The organism is Micromonospora sp. M71_S20, from assembly GCF_003664255.1.
In the GTDB taxonomy this organism is placed as follows: Bacteria; Actinomycetota; Actinomycetes; order Mycobacteriales; family Micromonosporaceae; genus Micromonospora.
Map to the genome: position 1 here is coordinate 359598 of NZ_RCCV01000004.1, position 18713 is coordinate 378310.

The 18713-nt window shown below is 70.9% G+C and carries 7 protein-coding genes; 5 read left to right on the top strand and 2 right to left on the bottom strand.

Annotated features, from left to right (window positions below; all coding sequences use genetic code 11):
- The first annotated feature begins 50 nt into the window (after positions 1-50).
- On the top strand, positions 51-755 hold the full coding sequence (locus DER29_RS30790) for a carbonic anhydrase (protein WP_121401129.1): 705 nt from the start codon (positions 51-53) through the stop codon (positions 753-755).
- A 208-nt stretch (positions 756-963) separates the two neighbouring features.
- Here DER29_RS30790 and DER29_RS30795 read toward each other — a convergent pair whose 3' ends face one another.
- Entirely contained in the window at positions 964-2631 is a 1668-nt protein-coding gene (locus DER29_RS30795; RefSeq protein WP_233600273.1) for a serine hydrolase, read from the bottom strand.
- A 74-nt stretch (positions 2632-2705) separates the two neighbouring features.
- Positions 2706-3602 carry an alpha/beta fold hydrolase gene (locus DER29_RS30805; protein WP_121401130.1) on the bottom strand — a complete coding sequence of 299 codons (897 nt, stop codon included), beginning with the start codon at positions 3600-3602 and terminating at the stop codon, positions 2706-2708.
- Positions 3603-4795: 1193 nt separating this feature from the next.
- Here DER29_RS30805 and DER29_RS30810 point away from each other — a divergent pair.
- The 4 genes from DER29_RS30810 to DER29_RS30825 all read left to right on the top strand — a co-directional run bounded on the left by DER29_RS30810 (position 4796) and on the right by DER29_RS30825 (position 18682).
- Positions 4796-6220 (top strand): argininosuccinate lyase, encoded by a 1425-nt coding sequence (locus tag DER29_RS30810; protein ID WP_158619116.1) that lies wholly within the window; start codon positions 4796-4798, stop codon positions 6218-6220.
- A 92-nt stretch (positions 6221-6312) separates the two neighbouring features.
- Positions 6313-8613: a pyridoxal-phosphate dependent enzyme gene (locus DER29_RS30815; RefSeq protein ID WP_121401132.1), complete on the top strand. Its 2301-nt coding sequence runs from the start codon at positions 6313-6315 to the stop codon at positions 8611-8613.
- Between the two features lie 9 nt (positions 8614-8622).
- Entirely contained in the window at positions 8623-11982 is a 3360-nt protein-coding gene (locus DER29_RS30820) for a fatty acyl-AMP ligase (RefSeq protein WP_121401133.1), read from the top strand.
- A 10-nt stretch (positions 11983-11992) separates the two neighbouring features.
- Positions 11993-18682, top strand: a complete 6690-nt coding sequence (locus DER29_RS30825; RefSeq protein WP_158619117.1) for a non-ribosomal peptide synthetase — start codon at positions 11993-11995, stop codon at positions 18680-18682.
- Positions 18683-18713 lie beyond the last annotated feature (31 nt).

Below are 18713 nucleotides of genomic sequence, written 5' to 3' on the forward strand. Positions count from 1 at the left end.
CTTCCGGCGGTGGTAGAAAGCAGGCGCTTACCTCACCTCAGGAGGTCATCGTGAAGCGAAACGTCGTGTCCCGTCGGTCGCTGCTGGCCACCGGCGGGGCCACCGCTGTCGCGCTCGGCCTCGCCGCCTCCCGGCCGGCGACGGCCGCCCCGAGCCAGCTGCCCGTCGTCACCCCGGCCGAGGCGTGGCGGCGGCTGCGCCACGGCAATCACCGGTTCGTCACCGGGCACAGCCGGCACCCGCACCAGAGCCTGGCCGACCTGCGCCGCCTGGCCGCTGGTCAGCACCCGATCGCCATCACCCTCGGCTGCGCAGATTCCCGGGTCGCCCCCGAGGTGCTGTTCGACCAGGGTCTGGGCGACCTGTTCGACAACCGGGTGGCCGGGAACATCGTCGACGACCTGCTGCTGGGCAGCATCGAGTTCGCCGTGGAGGAGTTCCACAGCCCGTTGATCGTCGTGCTCGGTCACGAGCGGTGCGGGGCGATCACCGCCACCATCGACGCCATCCGCACCGGCGGTTCCGCCCCCGGTCACATCGGCACCATCGTCGAGAGCCTGCGGCCCGTGGTGGCACCGGTGCTGGGGCAGCCCGGGGACGAGGTCGACAACGGCGTCCGCGCCAACGTCCGCGCCCAGGTCCAGGCGCTGACCGTACGCAGTCCGATCATCGCCGAGCGGGTGCACGCGGGCGCGCTGAAGGTGGTCGGTGCCCGGTACGACCTGGACAACGGGCAGGTCACGTTGGTGGACTGACCTCGGTCGGCGCACCGACCTGACGGTGCCGGTACGCCGCGCCGACCGGGCCAGCCGCGGACCCGTGTCCAGCTGGCCCGGTCAGCGCGTAGGTGCGTCCCCACCGACCGGTGTGGACGTCCATCACCGCGTGCGTCGATCGTCGAGCGAGCGCGGTGCGCGTCGACCGGGCACAGCCGACTCCGCCGAGATCAGTGCGTTCGTCAGATCAGCCGGCCCGCCAACCGGCCGGGTCGATACCGCCGGGCACTGGCGCCGCAGGGTCGTAGGGCTGCCGGGTGAAGACGAAGGTGCCAAGATCGAGGTGGCTGACGGCGCCAGCCGCGTCGCGTTGCACCCGCAGCCGTTCGCCGGCGAAGTAGCCGTTGATCCCCTCCCAGTCGCCGTCGCCGGTGGGGCGCAGCCGGGTGCCGCGCCCGCCGGACAGCGGGGCCAACTCCACGAAGCCATCAGCCTGCGGGCGCAGCACATAAGGGGCCGGCCCCCAGTACCACGGGCCGGCGAGATCCAGTAGCTGCGGGTCGATCGAGGGCAGCGGTCGCCACGGCGCAGGGATCCGCGGCTCCCGCTCGGCGACCGTCTGCAGCAGATCAGCGGCGAGAGCACCGGCGGACAGGCCCGCGGTCACGTTACCCATGACGACCGCGCCCAGAGCGTCATCGGGGCTGACCCACACGGTCGCGACAAAGCCCGGCATCGAGCCGGTGTGCCCGGCCAACAGCCGGCCGTCGCGGCGCAGCAGCTGCAAGCCGAGCCCGTAGCCGCTGTCGCAGCCTGTCGCCTCCGGTGGGCTCGCCGGGTTGCGCATCTGCGCGACGGTGTCCGGATGCAACACCCGGTCGTCGCCGTCGATCAGGAACGCGGAGAACCTGGCCAGGTCCGTCACGGTCGACCACAGCTGCCCGGCAGGCGCCATCAGGCCGGTGTCCACAGCGGGCTCTGCAAGGAGCGCATCGGCCCAGGGATGCACCGCCCAGCCCGTGGCATGCGGCGCGACCGGCTGCAGGGTGGTGCGGGTCATCGCGAGCGGCTCCAGCACCTCGCGCCGCAGCACCTCGCCCCACGCCTGGCCCCGAACCCGCTGCACCAGCGCGCCGAGCAGCGCATAACCGGGGTTGGAGTAGTGGTGGCGCTGGCCGGCCGAATGCACCTGCGGATCGCTGCCCAGCACGTCGGCCAGGTCGGGTCGCAGCGCGCCCGGGGTTCGTTCCCACCACGGGCCGGGCGCCTCAGCGATCAGCCCGGCGGTGTGCGCCAGCAGGGCACCGACCGTGGCCTGGCCCGCCGCCGTGCCAGGCAGGTGCTCGGCCAGCGGGTCGGTAAGCGCGAGTCGTCCCTCGTCGCGCAGGCGCAGCACCAGCACCGCCAGAAAAGTTTTGGTGATCGAGCCGATCCGGTATTGGAGGTTGCCATCCGGCACTCTGCCGTCCACCGTTCCCCGCCCGTCCATCCACACAGGACGGCCGTCACGCGCCACGGCGGCGACGACCGAAGGCGCCCGACCCGCTACCTGACCAGTGGCCAGCCGGTGGACCAGCGCACGTCGGGTTTCGGGTAGCAGCGGCGTTGGGATCGGTGACATGCGGGCAAACCTACCGGGCGCCCGCGCGGCCCGTGACGATCCGACGCTCCGGATCTGCCGCTGACTGTGCTGGCGATCATCATCCGACAAGCGTCTCTGTCGTTGCGCTTCGAAGTGCTCCTTCATGGCGGGGTAGTAGTCGTCGAAATCCGGCGCTGGCTGGCCGTCGTGCGAGGCTGCCTGAGCGTCCAGGTAGGACTTCCAGCCCGGTCCGACCTCGCCGACGCCCTCCGTGCCGGTCAGGTGCTGCGTGAACCGGAGCTCGGTGACGCCCGCGCTTTCGGCCAGCGTCATGTCCAGATTTCAGCTGCCGTGCTCGTCGACTGCGGAGACCGCCAGCCGGCGTGGCGGTTCGCACGTGTCGATGGTCATGTCCATCCAGGGCTTGCCCTGCCGTTGTCGAGCACGAACGCCCGCATGAGCTCGGCACACTCCGCTGCGTGCGTCTCCAGCAAGAGGTGCCCACCGTCGTAGATGTGCGCGTCCATGCGATCGAGGGCGCGGTGGTAGGCGAGGACCTCGTCCACGTCGAAGTACGCGTCGTGCCGTCCCCACAGCACGAGCGCTGGCGGCTGGTGGGCGCGATGGTATTCGGCGAGCTCATCGAAGCGGGCGACGTGGTTCGCGTAGTCGGTGAACAGCGCGAACTGCGCGTCGACGTTGCCGGGTCGACTCATGCGCTCCCAGTCGAGGTGCCACGACTCGGGAGCGTGCAGGGTGCGCAGACGTTCGGGCAGCCCGGCCAGGTACTGGTCGCGGGTGCCGGCGAAGTTCAACCAGTCAGGCAGTTCGGCGCGCTTCTCGTCGGTCGGATCGGTCCAGTAGGCCCGGGCGCTGTCCCACTGCCCGCCGAGGCCGTCCTCGTGCGCGTTGCCACTCTGAACGATCAGACCGCGGATGCGAGCCGGGGCCCGGGTGGCCAGGTGGTATCCCACCGGTGCGCCGAAGTCGTGCAGGTAGACGAAGAAGCGCTCGATCCCGAGCTGGTCGAGCAGGGTCTCGATCGTCCGCGAGAGGTTCTCGAACGTGTAGTCGTACTTGCCGACGGTTGGCGACGAGGACATGCCGAAGCCGGGCAGATCGGGTGCGACCACGTGCGCCACGTCGCCGAGTGTGGGCATGATCTCGCGGAATGTGTGCGACGAGCTGGGGAACCCGTGCAGCAGCAGTACCGCCGGCTGGCCGGGGCGCCCGGCCTCGCGGAAGAACACCTCCAGACCGTCGACGGCGGCCCGTCGATGGCGGACCTTCTGGATGGCCTGCATCGCGTCCTCCTCCCAGCTGCCCTGGCGAGGGGCAGCCGCCGATGTCTGGCTCCGAGCTTGTGAGTGTGGTGCCGGTGGTCACTGTCGCGATCCGGCTACGGCTGTGAGGATCAGATGTACGCCGAACAGCAGCGGGCCACCGACACCACCCCCGCCGCTGTCGGCGGTGCCGCGCCGGTTCACACCGCGTGTGCAATGGCGGCCGGCAAGTCACCCGGCGCGAACAGCAGCACGAGCGCCACCGCGTTCCTCACCAACCAGCCCATCGTGCCGGACTCGAACCGATATTGCCCGACGATCTCGACATCCGTACCCGGATCTGCCGTCGGGCGGGCGCCAGCGTCCGCACACTGCCCGAGTCAGATCCGACCCCTTGAGTGTGTCCACCAACGACACGGCATTGCCCGCCGGAGGTCTGTCAGGATGCGGGGAGGTCGTCGCCGTCCGGGAGGTCGCAATGCCATGACGCCCGCAACGGTCGGTAGTCGCGAGGCTGCTTTCGGTCAGGCGTCATCGACGGAACCTGGAATTCCGCTTGAAGGTCAAATGCAGACCGGCGCTGTCCCGTGTCCGCCGACGATGGGTCGGGATTAACTCCCACCGGTCTGAATCCCCATACGCGTTCCGCGTTTCCAGGCGCCAAAGACGCCCGGCCCGTCCAGGCCGTCAGCCCTGTCAGCAGTATCAATGGCCGGGAGCGGCCTCGGCCGGAGGAAAAGCTCCCACCATCGTCAGGGTGCCCAGGCGGGTGCTTCAGGGCCGGATACCGGGATGAGCAAATACGACCTGTACCAGACATAGCGCGCGAATGCAGTCCCTTGCCCGGCGCGGGGTGCGCGGCTACGCTCGCCCCATCGAAGACCGGGTATTGGCGCTAACCGTTGTTTCATGCTCCGTTGTTCGCACGATTTGTAGTCGTTCCACGGGGAGTCGATTTGATGTCTGCTGACGGCAAACGTCGAATTATCCCCGCGCTGCCGATCGCGCCCTTGTCGTGAGTCGTCGTACCTCCCTCAGCTGACCGTATTTCATCCGAGGCGGTCTGATCCGCAGGCGATGTCGCGCGCCGCAAGGCGCGGATTCTGGTTGCCGTCCGGCCGCGCAACTTTCGTAACGGGGGTCTTCAGTTGCAGCTCGTTCCCGAGGGCTCCGCCCTGATGTCAGGACGGTTGTCCAGCGGCCCGTCCCGCCAGGTGCATGACGAGATCCTCCGGCCGCAGTTCGTCTTCGACATGGCGCACCTGCTTCCTCACTACCTCGCTGTGGAAGTGGCTCTGCTGTTCGAGTACGAGCGGATGGGGGTCATCACCGGCGACCAACGACGAGACATCGCGGACATTCTTGGCAGGATCGACGAATCCACGCTCAGCGCCGACCCCTCCACCAACATGTCCGACACGTCGATGGCCATCGAGCAATGGGTGCATCGTCAGCTGACCGAGCCGGTCCCGGCCTGGCACGTCGACCGCAGTCGTAACGACTCTCAGGCGACCGCACACGCTCTCGCGGCACGCGAGTGGTTCGGTGGGGCGGCGGAGGACCTGCTGGGCCTCGGTGAGGCCGTCCATCGGCTCGCCAGCGGCACGACCGATCTGCTGATGCCCGGATACACCCATCTCCAGGCAGCCCAGGTGATCACTCCCGGCTTCTACCTGGCCGCCCTCTCCCAGCAGATTCTGCACAACCTGCGCCGCTGGCTCGCCACCTATGACAGCAACGACCTCTCGCCGCTCGGCGCGGGCTCGATGGCAGGTCAGCAGCTGCCCTGGGACCGCCATCGCATGGCGCACCTGCTCGGCTTCGCGGGCCCGGTTCCGCACGCCCTGACCGCGGTGGCGTCCCGGTCACTGGCCTTGGAGATGATGGCGGAATTCTCCATCCTGAGTGCCGAACTGAGCCGCTTCGTCACCGACCTCATGACGTGGGGCAGCAACGAGTACGCCTTCATCGACCTGCCCGACGAGCTTTCCGGCATCTCGGCGGCGATGCCCCAGAAGAAGAACTTCCCGATCCTGGAGCGGATCCGCGGGAAGCTGGCACATCTCGGCGCCTTCGGTGTGGACATCGTCCTCGCCCAACGCTCGACGCCCTACTCCAACATGGTGGAGGTGTCCAAGGAGGCGACCGCGAACCTCCACGTCTCCGTCTCCACCACGCGGACCGCTCTGCGGCTCTTCTCGACTGTCATCGACAACCTGCGTTTCCGATCCGCCCGGATGCGGGAAGCCTGTCGGCGGGAGTATCTGGGCGCGTTCGCACTGGCGAACGACCTGACCCTCAACGACGGGATCCCCTGGCGTGACGCCCAGATCGTCGTCGGGCAGTACATCGCCGCCGCCATCTCCGCCGACATCCCGCCCCATCCCGGGGACCCGGGGCTGTTGGCCGAGGTCGCCGGCCGGCACGGATACCAGGTCTCCGACGCGGCACGCGTGCTCGCCGACGCCTTCGACATCGAGAGCGCAATTCGTGGAAAGCGGTCGGCGGGCTCGGTCAACCCCGAAGCGTTGGCCGACCTGCTCGCCAGCCAGGCGGACGATTTCCGACTCCTCCGGCAGCAGTGGGACGACCGCCGTGAACGGCGAGGTTCCGCCCGGGCACTGCTCGGGCGTCGATAAGCGTCGAATCGGGGAAGAATGACGATCCTGAGCGGAGCAGCCCGGGCGGGCGCGAACGACGTCGGCACCTACGGACGATCGGGGGCCAGCGCGTGATCTTCCAGAACGTCGTCGACGCCATCGGGCACACGCCGTTGATCAGGCTGAGGATGGATGTCGACCCGCGCGTGCAGGTGTACGCCAAACTCGAACTCCAGAACCTCTTCGCGATGAAGGACCGGGTCGCCCGCCACGTGATCCTCGAGGCCAGGCGGCTGGGCGTACTCAAACCGGGCGCGCCGATCGTCGAGAGTTCGTCCGGCACGATGGCGCTAGGCGTCGCCCTCGTCGGCACCGCCCTGGGCCATCCGGTGCACGTCGTCACCGACCCCCGGATCGACCCCGTGACGCTCGCCAAACTGCGCGCCCTGGGCTGCCAGGTGCACGTAGTCGACCGGATGTCCAGCCAGGGCTGGCAGGGTGCCCGCCTCGAACGGCTGCACGAGCTCCTCGAGGGCCTGCCAGGTGCGTTCTTTCCCGAGCAGTACCGGAATCCGGACAACCCGGGTGCGTACCGGTCCCTGGCCGGCGAGCTGCTGGGGGACCTCACCTGCTTCGACGTCCTGGTCGGGGCGGTCGGCACCGGTGGATCGCTGTGCGGCTCGGCCCGGGCGCTGCGACGCGCGCTGCCCGAGCTGCGAGTGGTGGGGGTGGACTGCGTGGGCAGCGTGCTGTTCGGTCAACCGGACGTGCCCGACAGGCTGCAGGGCGGACTCGGCAACAGCCTCGAGCCCGCCAACCTGGACCGCCGCCAGATCGACGAGGTGCACTGGCTCAACGACCGGGAGGCGTTCGGCGCCACCCGTGACCTGGCCCGCGAACAGCAGATATTCGGCGGCAACACGTCGGGATCGGTCTACCAGGTGTTGAAGGACGTGGCTCGCCGGGCGGAGCCGGGGACCCGGATCGTCGGCATCTTCCCCGATCGCGGCGACCGGTACGCGCAGACCGTCTACGACGACGGATGGGCCGCCGACCGCCTCCACGAGATGGACGCGGCGGACCGGCCGCGTCCGATCAGCCCCGGCGAGGTCGCCGTGAGCTGGTCGCGCACGGACGATGTCCCACGCACGAACGACGAGCGGTACCTGTTGTTCCTGGAGGCGAACACGAGTGGCACCGGCGTGCTCGCCCTGAGCGTCGCGCGGCGGATGGGGCTGCGTCCGGTACTGCTCACCGACCGTCCCGACCGCTACCCGGGGCTCGCCGACACCGACTGTGAGGTCCTCGTCTGCGAGACCCACGACCTGCCGGTCCTGCGCTCGCTCATTCAGGGCAGGTTCCGTCGTGAACAGCTCGCCGGGGTGACGACGACGAGCGACTTCTACACCGTGCTCGCCGCCGGGCTGGCCGACTGGCTGGGACTGCCGGGCAACCCGCCGGCAGCCGTGGCCGCCTGTCGGAACAAGGCCCTGCTGCGGGAGGCCCTGCGGGACAGCGGGATCCGGCAACCCCGCTTCGTCGCGGTCACGGACCCGGCACGGGCCGCCGCCGCCGTGAGCGAGGTCGGACTGCCGTGCGTGGTGAAGCCCGCGGACGACTCCGGATCCAACGCCGTGCTGCTCTGCGCCACCGTCGAGGAGGCCACCGCGCACGTGGAGACGGTCCTGGGCATGCGCGTCAACGTCCGGGGCATGCCGACCGCCCGCTGCGCACTGGTCGAGGAGTACGTGCGGGGTGCCGAGTTCAGCGTCGAGGTGTTCGGCGAGAGCACCGGGAACCGCTGTCTCGGGATCACCGAGAAGCGGGTGACCGGCGGGCCGCACTTCGTGGAGCTCGGTCACGTCTTTCCCGCGGACCTGCCAACGGATCAGGCGGCCGAGATGGTGGATGCCGTCCTGCGGGCGCTCGCCACGGTCGGGATGTCACACGGAGCGACCCACACCGAGGTACGCCTCACGCCGTCCGGCCCGGCCATCATCGAGATCAACCCCCGCCCGGCAGGCGGGATGATCCCCGAGCTCTACCGCCTCGCCACCGGCTCCGACCTGCTCGCCGCGCAGCTGGCCGCGGCCGTCGGAGAGCCGACCCGGCTCTCCTCGACCACGCACGGGTACGCCGCGATCGAGTTCCTGGTGGCTCCCCGACCCGGGACGCTGCGGGGTACCACGGGCGGGGCGGAGATCGAACGCCTCGACGGCGTCGAACAGGTGACCGTGACGGCGTCCCCCGGCACGTCCGTGCGACCACCACGAAACGCCTACGACCGCCTGGGGCACGTCATCGCCACGGGCTCCAGCAGAGCGGAGGTCATCCGCCGGATCCACACCGCCGTGGACCAGGTCCGGCTCCTGGTCGACGAGGACCGCCCGGAAGCCTTCAGCGACGAATCGTCCCTGGCCCCGGCCCACTGAGAGACGACCATGACGCACACCTCGCTCATCGCGGCCCTGTCGGCCTGGGCGGACACCCGGGCGGACGACCACGCGCTGACCTTCGTCGACAGCGCCGGGGCGGCGACCAGCACCACGTACGGGCAGCTCGACGAGGGCGCTCGTACCGTGGCCGGCCACCTGCGGTCGGTCGCGGAACCGGGCGACCGGGCGCTGCTGCTCTTCCCACCCGGCCTCGACTACGTCACCGCCTTCCTCGGCTGCCTCTACGCCAACGTGGTCGCGGTGCCGCTCTACCCGCCGGGCCCCAACACGCGCCTCGACCGCGTCACCACCGTCGTGCGCGACTGCGGAGCCACCCACGCGCTGACCACCGCGAAGCTGGTCGAACCGCTGTCGGGGCTGGCGGCCGAGCCGGACGGACCGGCGGTGCACGCGATCGAGTCGGTGCGGGCGCAGGCCGCTCCGGTGGGACCCCACCGGCCGGGGCCGGGCGACCTCGCCTTCCTCCAGTACACCTCCGGATCGACGGGCGATCCCAAGGGGGTCATGGTCGGCCACGGCAACCTCACCGACAACCACCGGGCCATCGCCGCCGGCTTCGGGATCGACACCGACGACGTGGTGCTCAGCTGGCTGCCGATGTACCACGACATGGGCCTCATCGGCACCACGTTGCTGCCGCTGTTCGTGGGCATACCGGCGATCCTGCTCGACACGTTCGCGTTCGTCCGGGATCCGCTGCGGTGGCCGGCGGAGGTGTCCCGGTTCAAGGCGACCTGTTCCGGTGGGCCCAATTTCGCCTACCAGCTCCTGGCGGACCGCTTCGACGCCGGGCTGCTCGACGGGGTCGACCTCAGCTCGTGGCGGATCGCGTTCAACGGCGCGGAGCCGGTGCACAGGCGGACGATGGACGCGTTCTCCGCCGCGTACGCGCCGCTCGGGTTCGACCGCCGAGCGTTCTATCCGTGCTACGGCCTGGCGGAGGCGACGCTCTTCGTCAGCGGCCCCGAGGCGTCGACCGGCTACCGCGCCGGCACCTTCGACCGGCACGCTCTCGAGACGGGCCGGCTGACCGGGGCGACCGGAGCAGCCGGGACGGATCCGGTCACGCTGGTCTCCTGCGGCACCCCGCCACCGGGTACGACGGTCGCCGTGCGCCGCGCTGACGGCGAACCCTGCGCGGCGGGCGAGGTCGGCGAGATCTGCGTGAGTTCCGGCGGGGTGGCCGCCGGGTACTGGGGCAGGTCCGACTCCGCCGCGACGTTCGCCGCCACCGTCGGCGGCCGGCAGGGGGCATTCCTGCGTACGGGGGACCTCGGCGCGATGTACGACGGCGAGCTCTACGTCGCGGGGCGCCAGAAGGATCTGATCATCCGGGCGGGCCGCAACTACCACCCGCACGACATCGAGACGGTCGCCACCGCGGGCGACGAGCACCTGCGGCAGGGCGGTGCCGCGGCGTTCCAACCGGAGACCGGTGACCAGCGGGTGGCGCTGGTGGTCGAGGCCTCCCGCAGCGGGCTGGCGCGGCTGCGCGCGGACCCCACGCTGCTCACGTCGCTGACCAACGGGCTGCGGCGTCGGGTGGCCACCGGGTGCGGGTTGGACCTCGACGACGTGGTCGTCGTCGTGCCCGGCGCGATACCGAAGACCTCCAGCGGGAAGATCCGTCGGCGTGCCACCAGGGAGCTGTTCGTCGGGGGACGGCTCAAGCTCGTCGTGCCGGCGGTCCCGTCCGCGGCACCCGGGCGGGCCGCCGCGGACACCCACCCCGGCGACCGGTCCGCCGCCGTGGAACGGCTGGTCCGGCGGTACGCGAACCTCGAAGGATCCGAGTTGGACCCGTCGCTGCCGTTGGCGGCGCTGGGACTCGGTTCGCTGCGACTGATCGAACTCAAGGCGGCGGTCGAGCGGTTGGTGGACGGCACCCTGGACATCGAGCTGTTCTTCGGCGACCGGTCGGTGGCCGAGATGGTCGCCGCCGCCGCTGATCCCGGCCCGGCCGCCGTACCGCTGCCGGCGCCGACCGGCGCGGTCAGCCCCGCCTCGGCCGGCCAGGTCGAGCTGCACTTCTACGACGAGGTGTCCCGCGGCAACCGGGCGAACAACCTGGCGATCGCCCTACGCGTCTCCGGCCGCGTCGAGGAGGAACTGCTGCGTGCCGCGATCGACACGGCCGTCGCTCGGCACCCCGCGCTGCGCACGACGCTCGGACCGCTCGGATCCGGCGTCCAGACCGTGCACGACCAGGGCACGGTCGACTGGGAGTGCCGGGCCTTCCCGGACGGCCCCGACGAGGCGGTACGGGCCTACCTGCACGAGCGGGCCTACCGCCCCTTCGACCTGGTGCGGGGCCCGTTGGTGCGGGCCGGGGTGGCGTACCCGCCGGACGGCACGGTGCTTCTCGTGGCGTGCCATCACGCGGTCGTCGACCACTGGTCGCTTCAGCTCCTGCTCGCCGAGATCCTGCCCCGGATCACGGGCGGCGACGCCCCGCCGGCCACGGCGGGACCGGGCGCGGCGGACGCCACCGACTGGGCCCGGCTGCAGCAGCAGGCGCGGCTCGACCCCGACTGGCGGGACCGGGTCACGGCCCTCGCGGAGAAGTGGCGGCCACTGCGTGACCTCGTCCTGTTTCCGGAACGACCCGCGTCAGCCCGGTCGCCACGACGACGACCGGACCCGGACCGGCACCGGGCCGGCTGGATCGACTTCGAGGTCGACCCGGGCGTCGTACGGACCCTCCACCGGCACGCGGCGCGGCGCGGCTTCACCCCCTTCGTCTCCCTGCTGGCCGCCTACGCAGCAGCCCTGCACGAGGTGACCGGCGAGCCGCGGATCGTGATCGGCGCGCCGCATCACGGGCGCACCGACCCGCGCTTCGCCGGCACCGTCGGCTACCTGGTCAACATGGTGCCCATCCTCGGTGACCTCACCGACCGGCCCGACCCGTCGACGCTCGAGGAACGCCTGTGGCGGGAACTGCGGGCCGCACTGTCGACCGCGGACGTTCCCTTCAGCGACCTGGTAAGGGCACTCGCTGCGGATCGGCACGGCCAGAATCCGCTCTTCCAGGCGACGCTGACGCTCCAGCAGCCCGTACACGGCAGCGACGTGGGACTGTCCGTGCCCTGGATCCGCCGCCGGCGGCGGATCGGGTCCCACGACGTCGAGACGTTCGACATGCCGCCCGTGGACGCCGCCTTCGCGACGAGCCTCTACGGCGCCCTCGACGCGGACGGACTCGCGTTCCGCCTCGTCCATCAACGCAACCTCGTGTCCGCGGAGGCGGCAGCCGAGGTGTGTCGGCGGTTCTCCGAGAATCTCGCCCGGTGGGTCCGACGGCCGTCCACACCACTCGCTCACGACCCGGTTCGACTCAGCTAAGGCGGAAATGATGACTGCTTCCGATGTTGCCGTCGGTAATCTGGTGGAGTCGTTCGACGAGGTCGTCCGACGTCACCCGGACAGCATCGCGGTGTGCTGCGGAGACCGGCGGATGTCGTACGCCGAGGTGGCCGCCCGGTCGACGGCTCTCGCCGCGGCGCTCCGGGCGCGGGTCGACGACCCGTCGCGTCCGGTGCTGCTGCTCCTGCCGCGCTCGGTGGACATGGTGGTCGCGAGCCTGGCCGTGCTGCGGGTGGGCGCGGCGTACGTGCCGGTCGATCCGTCCACTCCCGCCGCCCGGCTGAGGCTGATCGTGGCGGACGCGGCGCCCTCGGTGGTGCTGACGACTCCCGAGCTGGCGGAGCTGCTGCCGCCGGACACCCCGGTGATGGGGCCGCAGGAGGTCGCGGAGGACCGGAGCGACGACACCGACGGGCGGTGCCCCGCGGCGTGGGACACCCGCGCCTACGTGATCTACACCTCGGGCACCACCGGGCGGCCGAAGGGCGTGGAGGTCAGCCACGGCAACGTGCTGCGCCTGATCCGGGTCACCCAGCCGCAGTTCGGCTTCGGCGCCGGGGACGTCTGGACGATGTTCCACTCGTTCGCCTTCGACTTCTCCGTCTGGGAGATGTGGGGGGCGCTGCTGTCCGGCGGCCGGCTGGTCGTCGTGGCACAGGACGTCGCACGGGACCCGGTCGCCTTCCGGGCGTTGCTCGCCGACGAACAGGTGACGATGCTCAGCCAGACGCCCACCGCCTTCAACAGCCTGGCCGCGCACGAGGTCTCCCAGCCCGACAGGCTGCCGCTGAAGTGGGTGGTCTTCGGCGGTGAGGCGCTGCGCTTCGGTGACCTCCGGCCCTGGGTGGGCAGGTACGGCGACCAGCAGCCGCAACTGGTCAACATGTACGGCATCACGGAGACGACGGTCCACTCCTCGTACCGCAGGGTCCTGGCGGCCGACCTGACGAGCACGGCAAGCCTCATCGGTCGTCCGCTGTCGGATCTCGGTTTCCTGCTCCGGGACGAGCAGGGCCGGCCGGTGGCCCCGGGCCGGACCGGTGAGATCGTCGTGACCGGACCAGGGGTGGCGATCGGCTACCTGGGCCAGCCCGGAGCGACCGCTGAACGGTTCCTCGACCTGACCGTCGACGGCAGGCCGGTGCGGGGATACCGGTCCGGTGACCTCGCGCGCCTGACTCCCGCCGGGGAGTACGAGTACCTGGGTCGGGCCGACGACCAGGTCAAGATCCGTGGGCACCGGGTCGAACTCGGGGAGATCCACGCGGCGCTGACCGCGGTACCCGGCGTCGGGCAGGTCGCGGTGACCGTCCGCCGGGCGCGACCGCAGCGCAATCCGGTGGTGAAAGAGGAGGCGGTGTCCGGGCGGATCTCCACGGTCCGCAGTCTCGTCCGGGCCGGGCAGCCGGCGGCGTCGGGCACCGGCAGCAACCGGACGCAGATCGTCGCGTACGTGACCCACGACGCCGGCTGCGAGCTGGGGGAGATTCCGGAACTGCTGCGGGCGAGCCTGCCGTCGTACATGCTTCCGGCGTTCGTCGTCCCGGTGCCGGAGATTCCCCTCAACGCCAACGGCAAGGTCGACTTCACGCTCCTGCCCGCACCGACCGCCGCCAACCAGCTCCGGGCGCCGATGGCCACGGAAGCGGTCGCCGACGCCTCCTCGGCGACCGTGGAGCGGGCGATCTGCGCGCTGTTCGAGGAGGTGCTCGGCGTCGAGGGGGTGGGACCCGACGACTCCTTCTTCGGCGTCGGCGGGGACTCCATCATCGCCGTGCAGCTGCGTGCGGCCGCGGCGAACCGCGGGATGACGCTGGACCTGGCCGACATCTACGAGCTGAAGACGCCGCGTGCGCTGGCCGCGAACGCGGTCGCCACGGACGAGTCGATCGACCCGCCGGTCGAGCCGTTCAGCCTCATCGACCCGGCGGACCGGGCGCTCCTGCCGGCCGGCGCGGTGGACGCCTACCCGGTGGCCACCCTCCAGGCCGGCGTGCTGTTCCACAGCGCGTACGCCGAAGGCGTCAACATGTACTGCGACATCTTCATGTTCCGGTTGCGCGTCAGGTTCGACCACGACGCCATGAGCCGCGCGCTCGCGCGGGTGACCGAGCGCCACGAGATCCTGCGGACGTCGTTCCACCTGTCCGGCTTCTCGCAACCGCTCCAGGTCGTCCACGCGCAGGCCCGAACCCCGCTGAACGTGGCGGACCTGAGCCGGTTCGACGAGGACCGGCAGCTGGCCGAGTTCGAGGCCTGGCGACGCCGGGAGATGAGCAACCCGTACGACTGGGCGCGGCCGCCACTGGTCCGGTTCACGGCGCACCTGCTCGGCCCGGACGAGTTCATGTTCTCCATGAGCTTCCACGACACGATGTTCGACGGGTGGAGCGAGACCTCACTGCTCGCGGAGCTCCTCGTCGACTACTGGCAGGACCTGCAGGGCATCGCGTCGCACGACCGTGCCCTGCCCGTGCGCCGGTACGCCGACTTCATCGCCAAGGAACAGGCCGTGCTCCGTGACGAGGCGGTCCGGGACTTCTGGCGACAGGAACTGGCCGACGTCGAGCCCAGCCTGCTGCCCCGCCTGGCCCGGGGCTCCGGCGACGTCCACGAGGGGCGGATGGGCTTCCTCAGCGTGGACCTGCCGGCGGAACTCTCCGACCGTCTGCACCAACTCGCCGCCGCCTGCGGCGTGTCGGTCAAACACGTGGTGATGGCCGTCCAGGCCCGGGTGGTGATGGCGCTCACGGGACGCGACGACGTCGTGCTCGGCGTCGCCGCCAACGGGCGGGTCGAGGAGGAGGGCGGCACCGACGTCATCGGCCTGCACCTCAACCTCGTACCCTTCCGGCTCCGGCCGCGGGGTCGCACCTGGCGCGAGCTGATCGCGGCGACCAGCGACAAGGAGCGTGAGCTGCTGCCGGTGCGGCGCTTCCCGCACGCCGAGATGCTTCGTCTCGCCGGCGTGCCCGAGCTGACCGACATCATGTTCAACTACACCCACTTCCACGGCTACGAACGGCTCGCCCATGCCACCGGCATCGAGGTGGTGGACGGCTTCGGCTACATCCAGACGAACTTCACCCTGCGGGCCGAGTTCAACAAGGATCCGTTCAGTCGACTGCTCACGCTCGACCTCGAAGCGAACATGGAGCGCATCTCGGAGGACCAGCTCCACGAGGTGGCGGACATCTTCCTGCGGGCCCTGACGAGCGTCGTCGACCAGCCGGACGACGAGCCGACGCAGGTCGCGCTGCTCGGCGAGCAGCGGTACCGGGCGTTGCTGGCGATCTCACGCGGGCCGGTCGAGCCGGCGACGGCGACGGGCTTCCTCGAACGGCTGGCCCGTTCGGTGCAGACGTTCCCCGACGAGGTGGCCGCCGTCTGCCGCGGCCGCGAGATCACCTACCGGGAGCTCGCCGCACACGTCGAGCGGGTGGCCGGATGGCTGCGTGCACGGCAGGTCGGTCACGGCACCGTGGTCGGCCTGGCCAGCGGCCGGAACATCGACTACCTCGTCGTCACCCTCGCCATTCTCCGCCTCGGCGCGGTGTACCTGCCGCTGCCGCAGGGCCCGGCCGCACGCGTCGCCCGCATGGTCGGGCGGGCGGAGGCGAGGCTGGTGGTGTGCGACGAGACGCACCGCGCCGCGTTGACCGCGATTCCCGACCTCGAGCTGGTCGATCTGGCCGACGTCCTCGCCGCCGCTGCCGGCACCCCGGTCGCGCTCGGCCCCGCACCGGGCGGTCGGGACAGCGCGTACATCCTCTTCACCTCGGGATCCACGGGCGACCCCAAGGGCGCCCTGATCCGACACGACGGCATGCTCAACCACCTCGACGCCAAGATCCAGCAGCTGGGCCTACGGCCCGGCGACCGGCTGGCCCAGGACGCCGCCGCCACCTTCGACATCTCCGTCTGGCAGCTCCTCGCGCCACTCGCCGTCGGCGCCACGACCGTGATCTACCCGGACGAGATCGGTCAGGACGCGGCGTCGCTGCTGCGGGCCGTGGCCGAGGACGGGGTCACCGTGCTTGAGGTGACGCCCTCCGTGCTCAACATCATGTGCGCCGAGCTCGCGTTCTACGGCGTCGACGCGTTCGCCCCGTTCCGCCTGCGCTGGGTCGCCTCGCAGGCGGAGACGCTGACCCCGCAGTCCGCCAACACGTTCCGCCGGCTGCTGCCCGGGGTGGGGCTGCTGAACATGTGGGGGGCGACCGAGACGTCCGACGACGTCCTGCACCACCTCGTCGCGGCGGACGTCGACGAGCGGGACGCCTCCGTCCCCCTCGGACGACCCGCCCGCAACACCGCCCTGTACGTGTTGGACGGCGCCCGGGAGCCGGTGCCCACCGGCACGCCGGGAGAGCTGTACGCCGGCGGCATCTGCGTCGGCGGCGGCTACGTCAACGACCCCGACCGGACCGCCGCGGTCTTCGTCAGCGACCCGTTCGCCGTCGACGGGGACGCCATCATGTACCGCACCGGTGACCGCGGCCGCCGGCTGGCGGACGGCTCGGTGGAGTTCCTCGGCCGGATCGACAACCAGCTCAAGATCAGAGGGAACCGGGTCGAACTGGACGAGGTCAGTCGCGCCCTCGCCGGTGTCGAGGGCGTCCAGGAGAGCGTGGTGATCGTCCGGCAGTCCGACGACGGCGGCAAGCAACTCGCCGGGTTCTTCGTACCGGAGGTGGTCTCCGGCGGCGCCGGCGGTTCGGCCGAGGGCACCCTGGTCCGCCGGGACCTGCGGCCCGAGGAGGTTCGTGCCGGGCTCAGCCAGGTCCTGCCACGCAACGCCATCCCGGACTTCCTCGTCCGCCTCGATGAGTTGCCGCGGACGAGCCACGGCAAGGTCGACACCCGGTCGCTGGCGGCGACAGCCCTGTCCCCGGTCGACGAACCGGGCGGGGAGAGCTCCGCCCCGATGACCCCGATGGAGGAGGCCGTCGCCGAGATCTGGGCCTCCGTGCTGTCCGGTCGCCGGCCCGGGCCCCAGGTGAGCTTCTTCGACCTGGGCGGCCACTCCCTGCACGCGACGCAGGTCCTCGCCCGGCTGGGGGACCGCCTCGGGGTCCGCCTGCCGATCCGGGAGCTGTTCGAGAACCCGACGCTGCGGGGTTTCGCCGCCCGGGTCGAGGCAGCGCTGACAGACGACCGGGAGTCGGACGTGCCGATCCCGGCGAGGCCCGCCGGCCTGCGGGAGTTCCCGCTGTCCATGGCGCAGTCGAGCCTCTGGTACCTCGACCAGCTCGACTCCGGCGGCGCCTACACCGACGGCTACCTCCTGCATCTCCACGGCGACCTCGACGTGACGGCGCTGCGGGCGGCCGTCGACCGGCTCGTCGCGCGGCACGAGGTGTTGTCCAGCCGGATCGTCGAACGCGATGGCGTGCCGTTGCTGGTCGTGGACCCCGATGCGAAGCCGCGCCTGCGGGTACGGCAGGCCACTGACGCGGTCATCGCGCAGGGGGACACCGAGGCGATGCTGGAGTACGTCCGGCAGCGGGCGACGCGGCGCATCGACCTCGGTGGTGTGCTGACCGAGGCCACCCTGTACCGCTTCTCCGACCGGGACCACGTGCTCGAATGGACGAGCCACCACGTGGTCACCGACGGCTGGTCCAACGAGGTGATCCTGCGGGAGATCGCGGAGTCGTACGCGGCTCACCGGGCGGGACGGGAGGCGGACCTGGCCCCGCTCCCGATCCAGTACGGTGACTACTCCCGCTGGCAGCAGAGCTACCTCGAATCGGCGCCGGCCCGACGCGAGGGCGACTTCTGGCGGTCCTACCTGAAGGGTTACGACGGGGAACTCGCCCTCGCGACCGACCTGGAGCGGACCGAGGACCGTGCGCGGGCCGCGGGCCAGCACCGCCGGGAGTGGGACGAGACCTTCTCCGCCGAGGTGAGGGCGTTCGCGCAGCAACACCACGTGACCCTCTTCATGGTCGTGCACGCCGTCAGCGCGGTGCTGATGGCAAAGCTCGCCCAGCAGTCGGATGTGGTGATCGGTGCGGCCGTCGCCGGTCGGCACCCGGCGGAGACGAAGGACCTCGTCGGCTTCTTCGCCAACACCGTGCCGTTCCGTTACCAGGTCGACCCGGAGCACAGCGCGCGGGCCGTCGTCGCAGCGGTCCGGGACAGCGCCCTGAACGCCCTGGATCACCAGAGCCTGCCGTTGCAGAGGATCGTGGACCTCGTGGGAGCGCCCCGTCGGCCCGGAGTCAGCCCCCTGGTCCAGGTCGTGGTCTCCGTCGCCCGGTCGATGCGCGGTGCCGCCGCGCTGCCGGGCCTGGACACGACCGTGACCCAGTTGGGCGCGCAGACGAGTCGCTTCGACCTGTTGCTGCACTTCACCGACGAGGAGCGGATCGGGCTGACCATCGAGTACGACCGGTCGCTGTTCACCCCGGAGGCCATCGACCGGCTGGCCGGGGCGGCCGACCGGCTGCTGAGGTTCTTCCTCGGCAGCCCGGACCGGCCGGTGGAGGAGGCGACGCTCGTCGACGACGAGGACCGCCGGGCGCTCGGGGAGATCTGGCGGGAGGTGAACGGCCAGTCCCTGGAGATCGACCACCGCGCGACGGCGGCCCTCATCGACTCCCCGGACTGGGGCGCGTACGTGGCGCGGGTCGAAGCGGCAGGGCTCATCGTCCCGCTGGTGCTCGCCCTGTGAGAACCGGCGATCCGAAACCTGGGGAGAACTG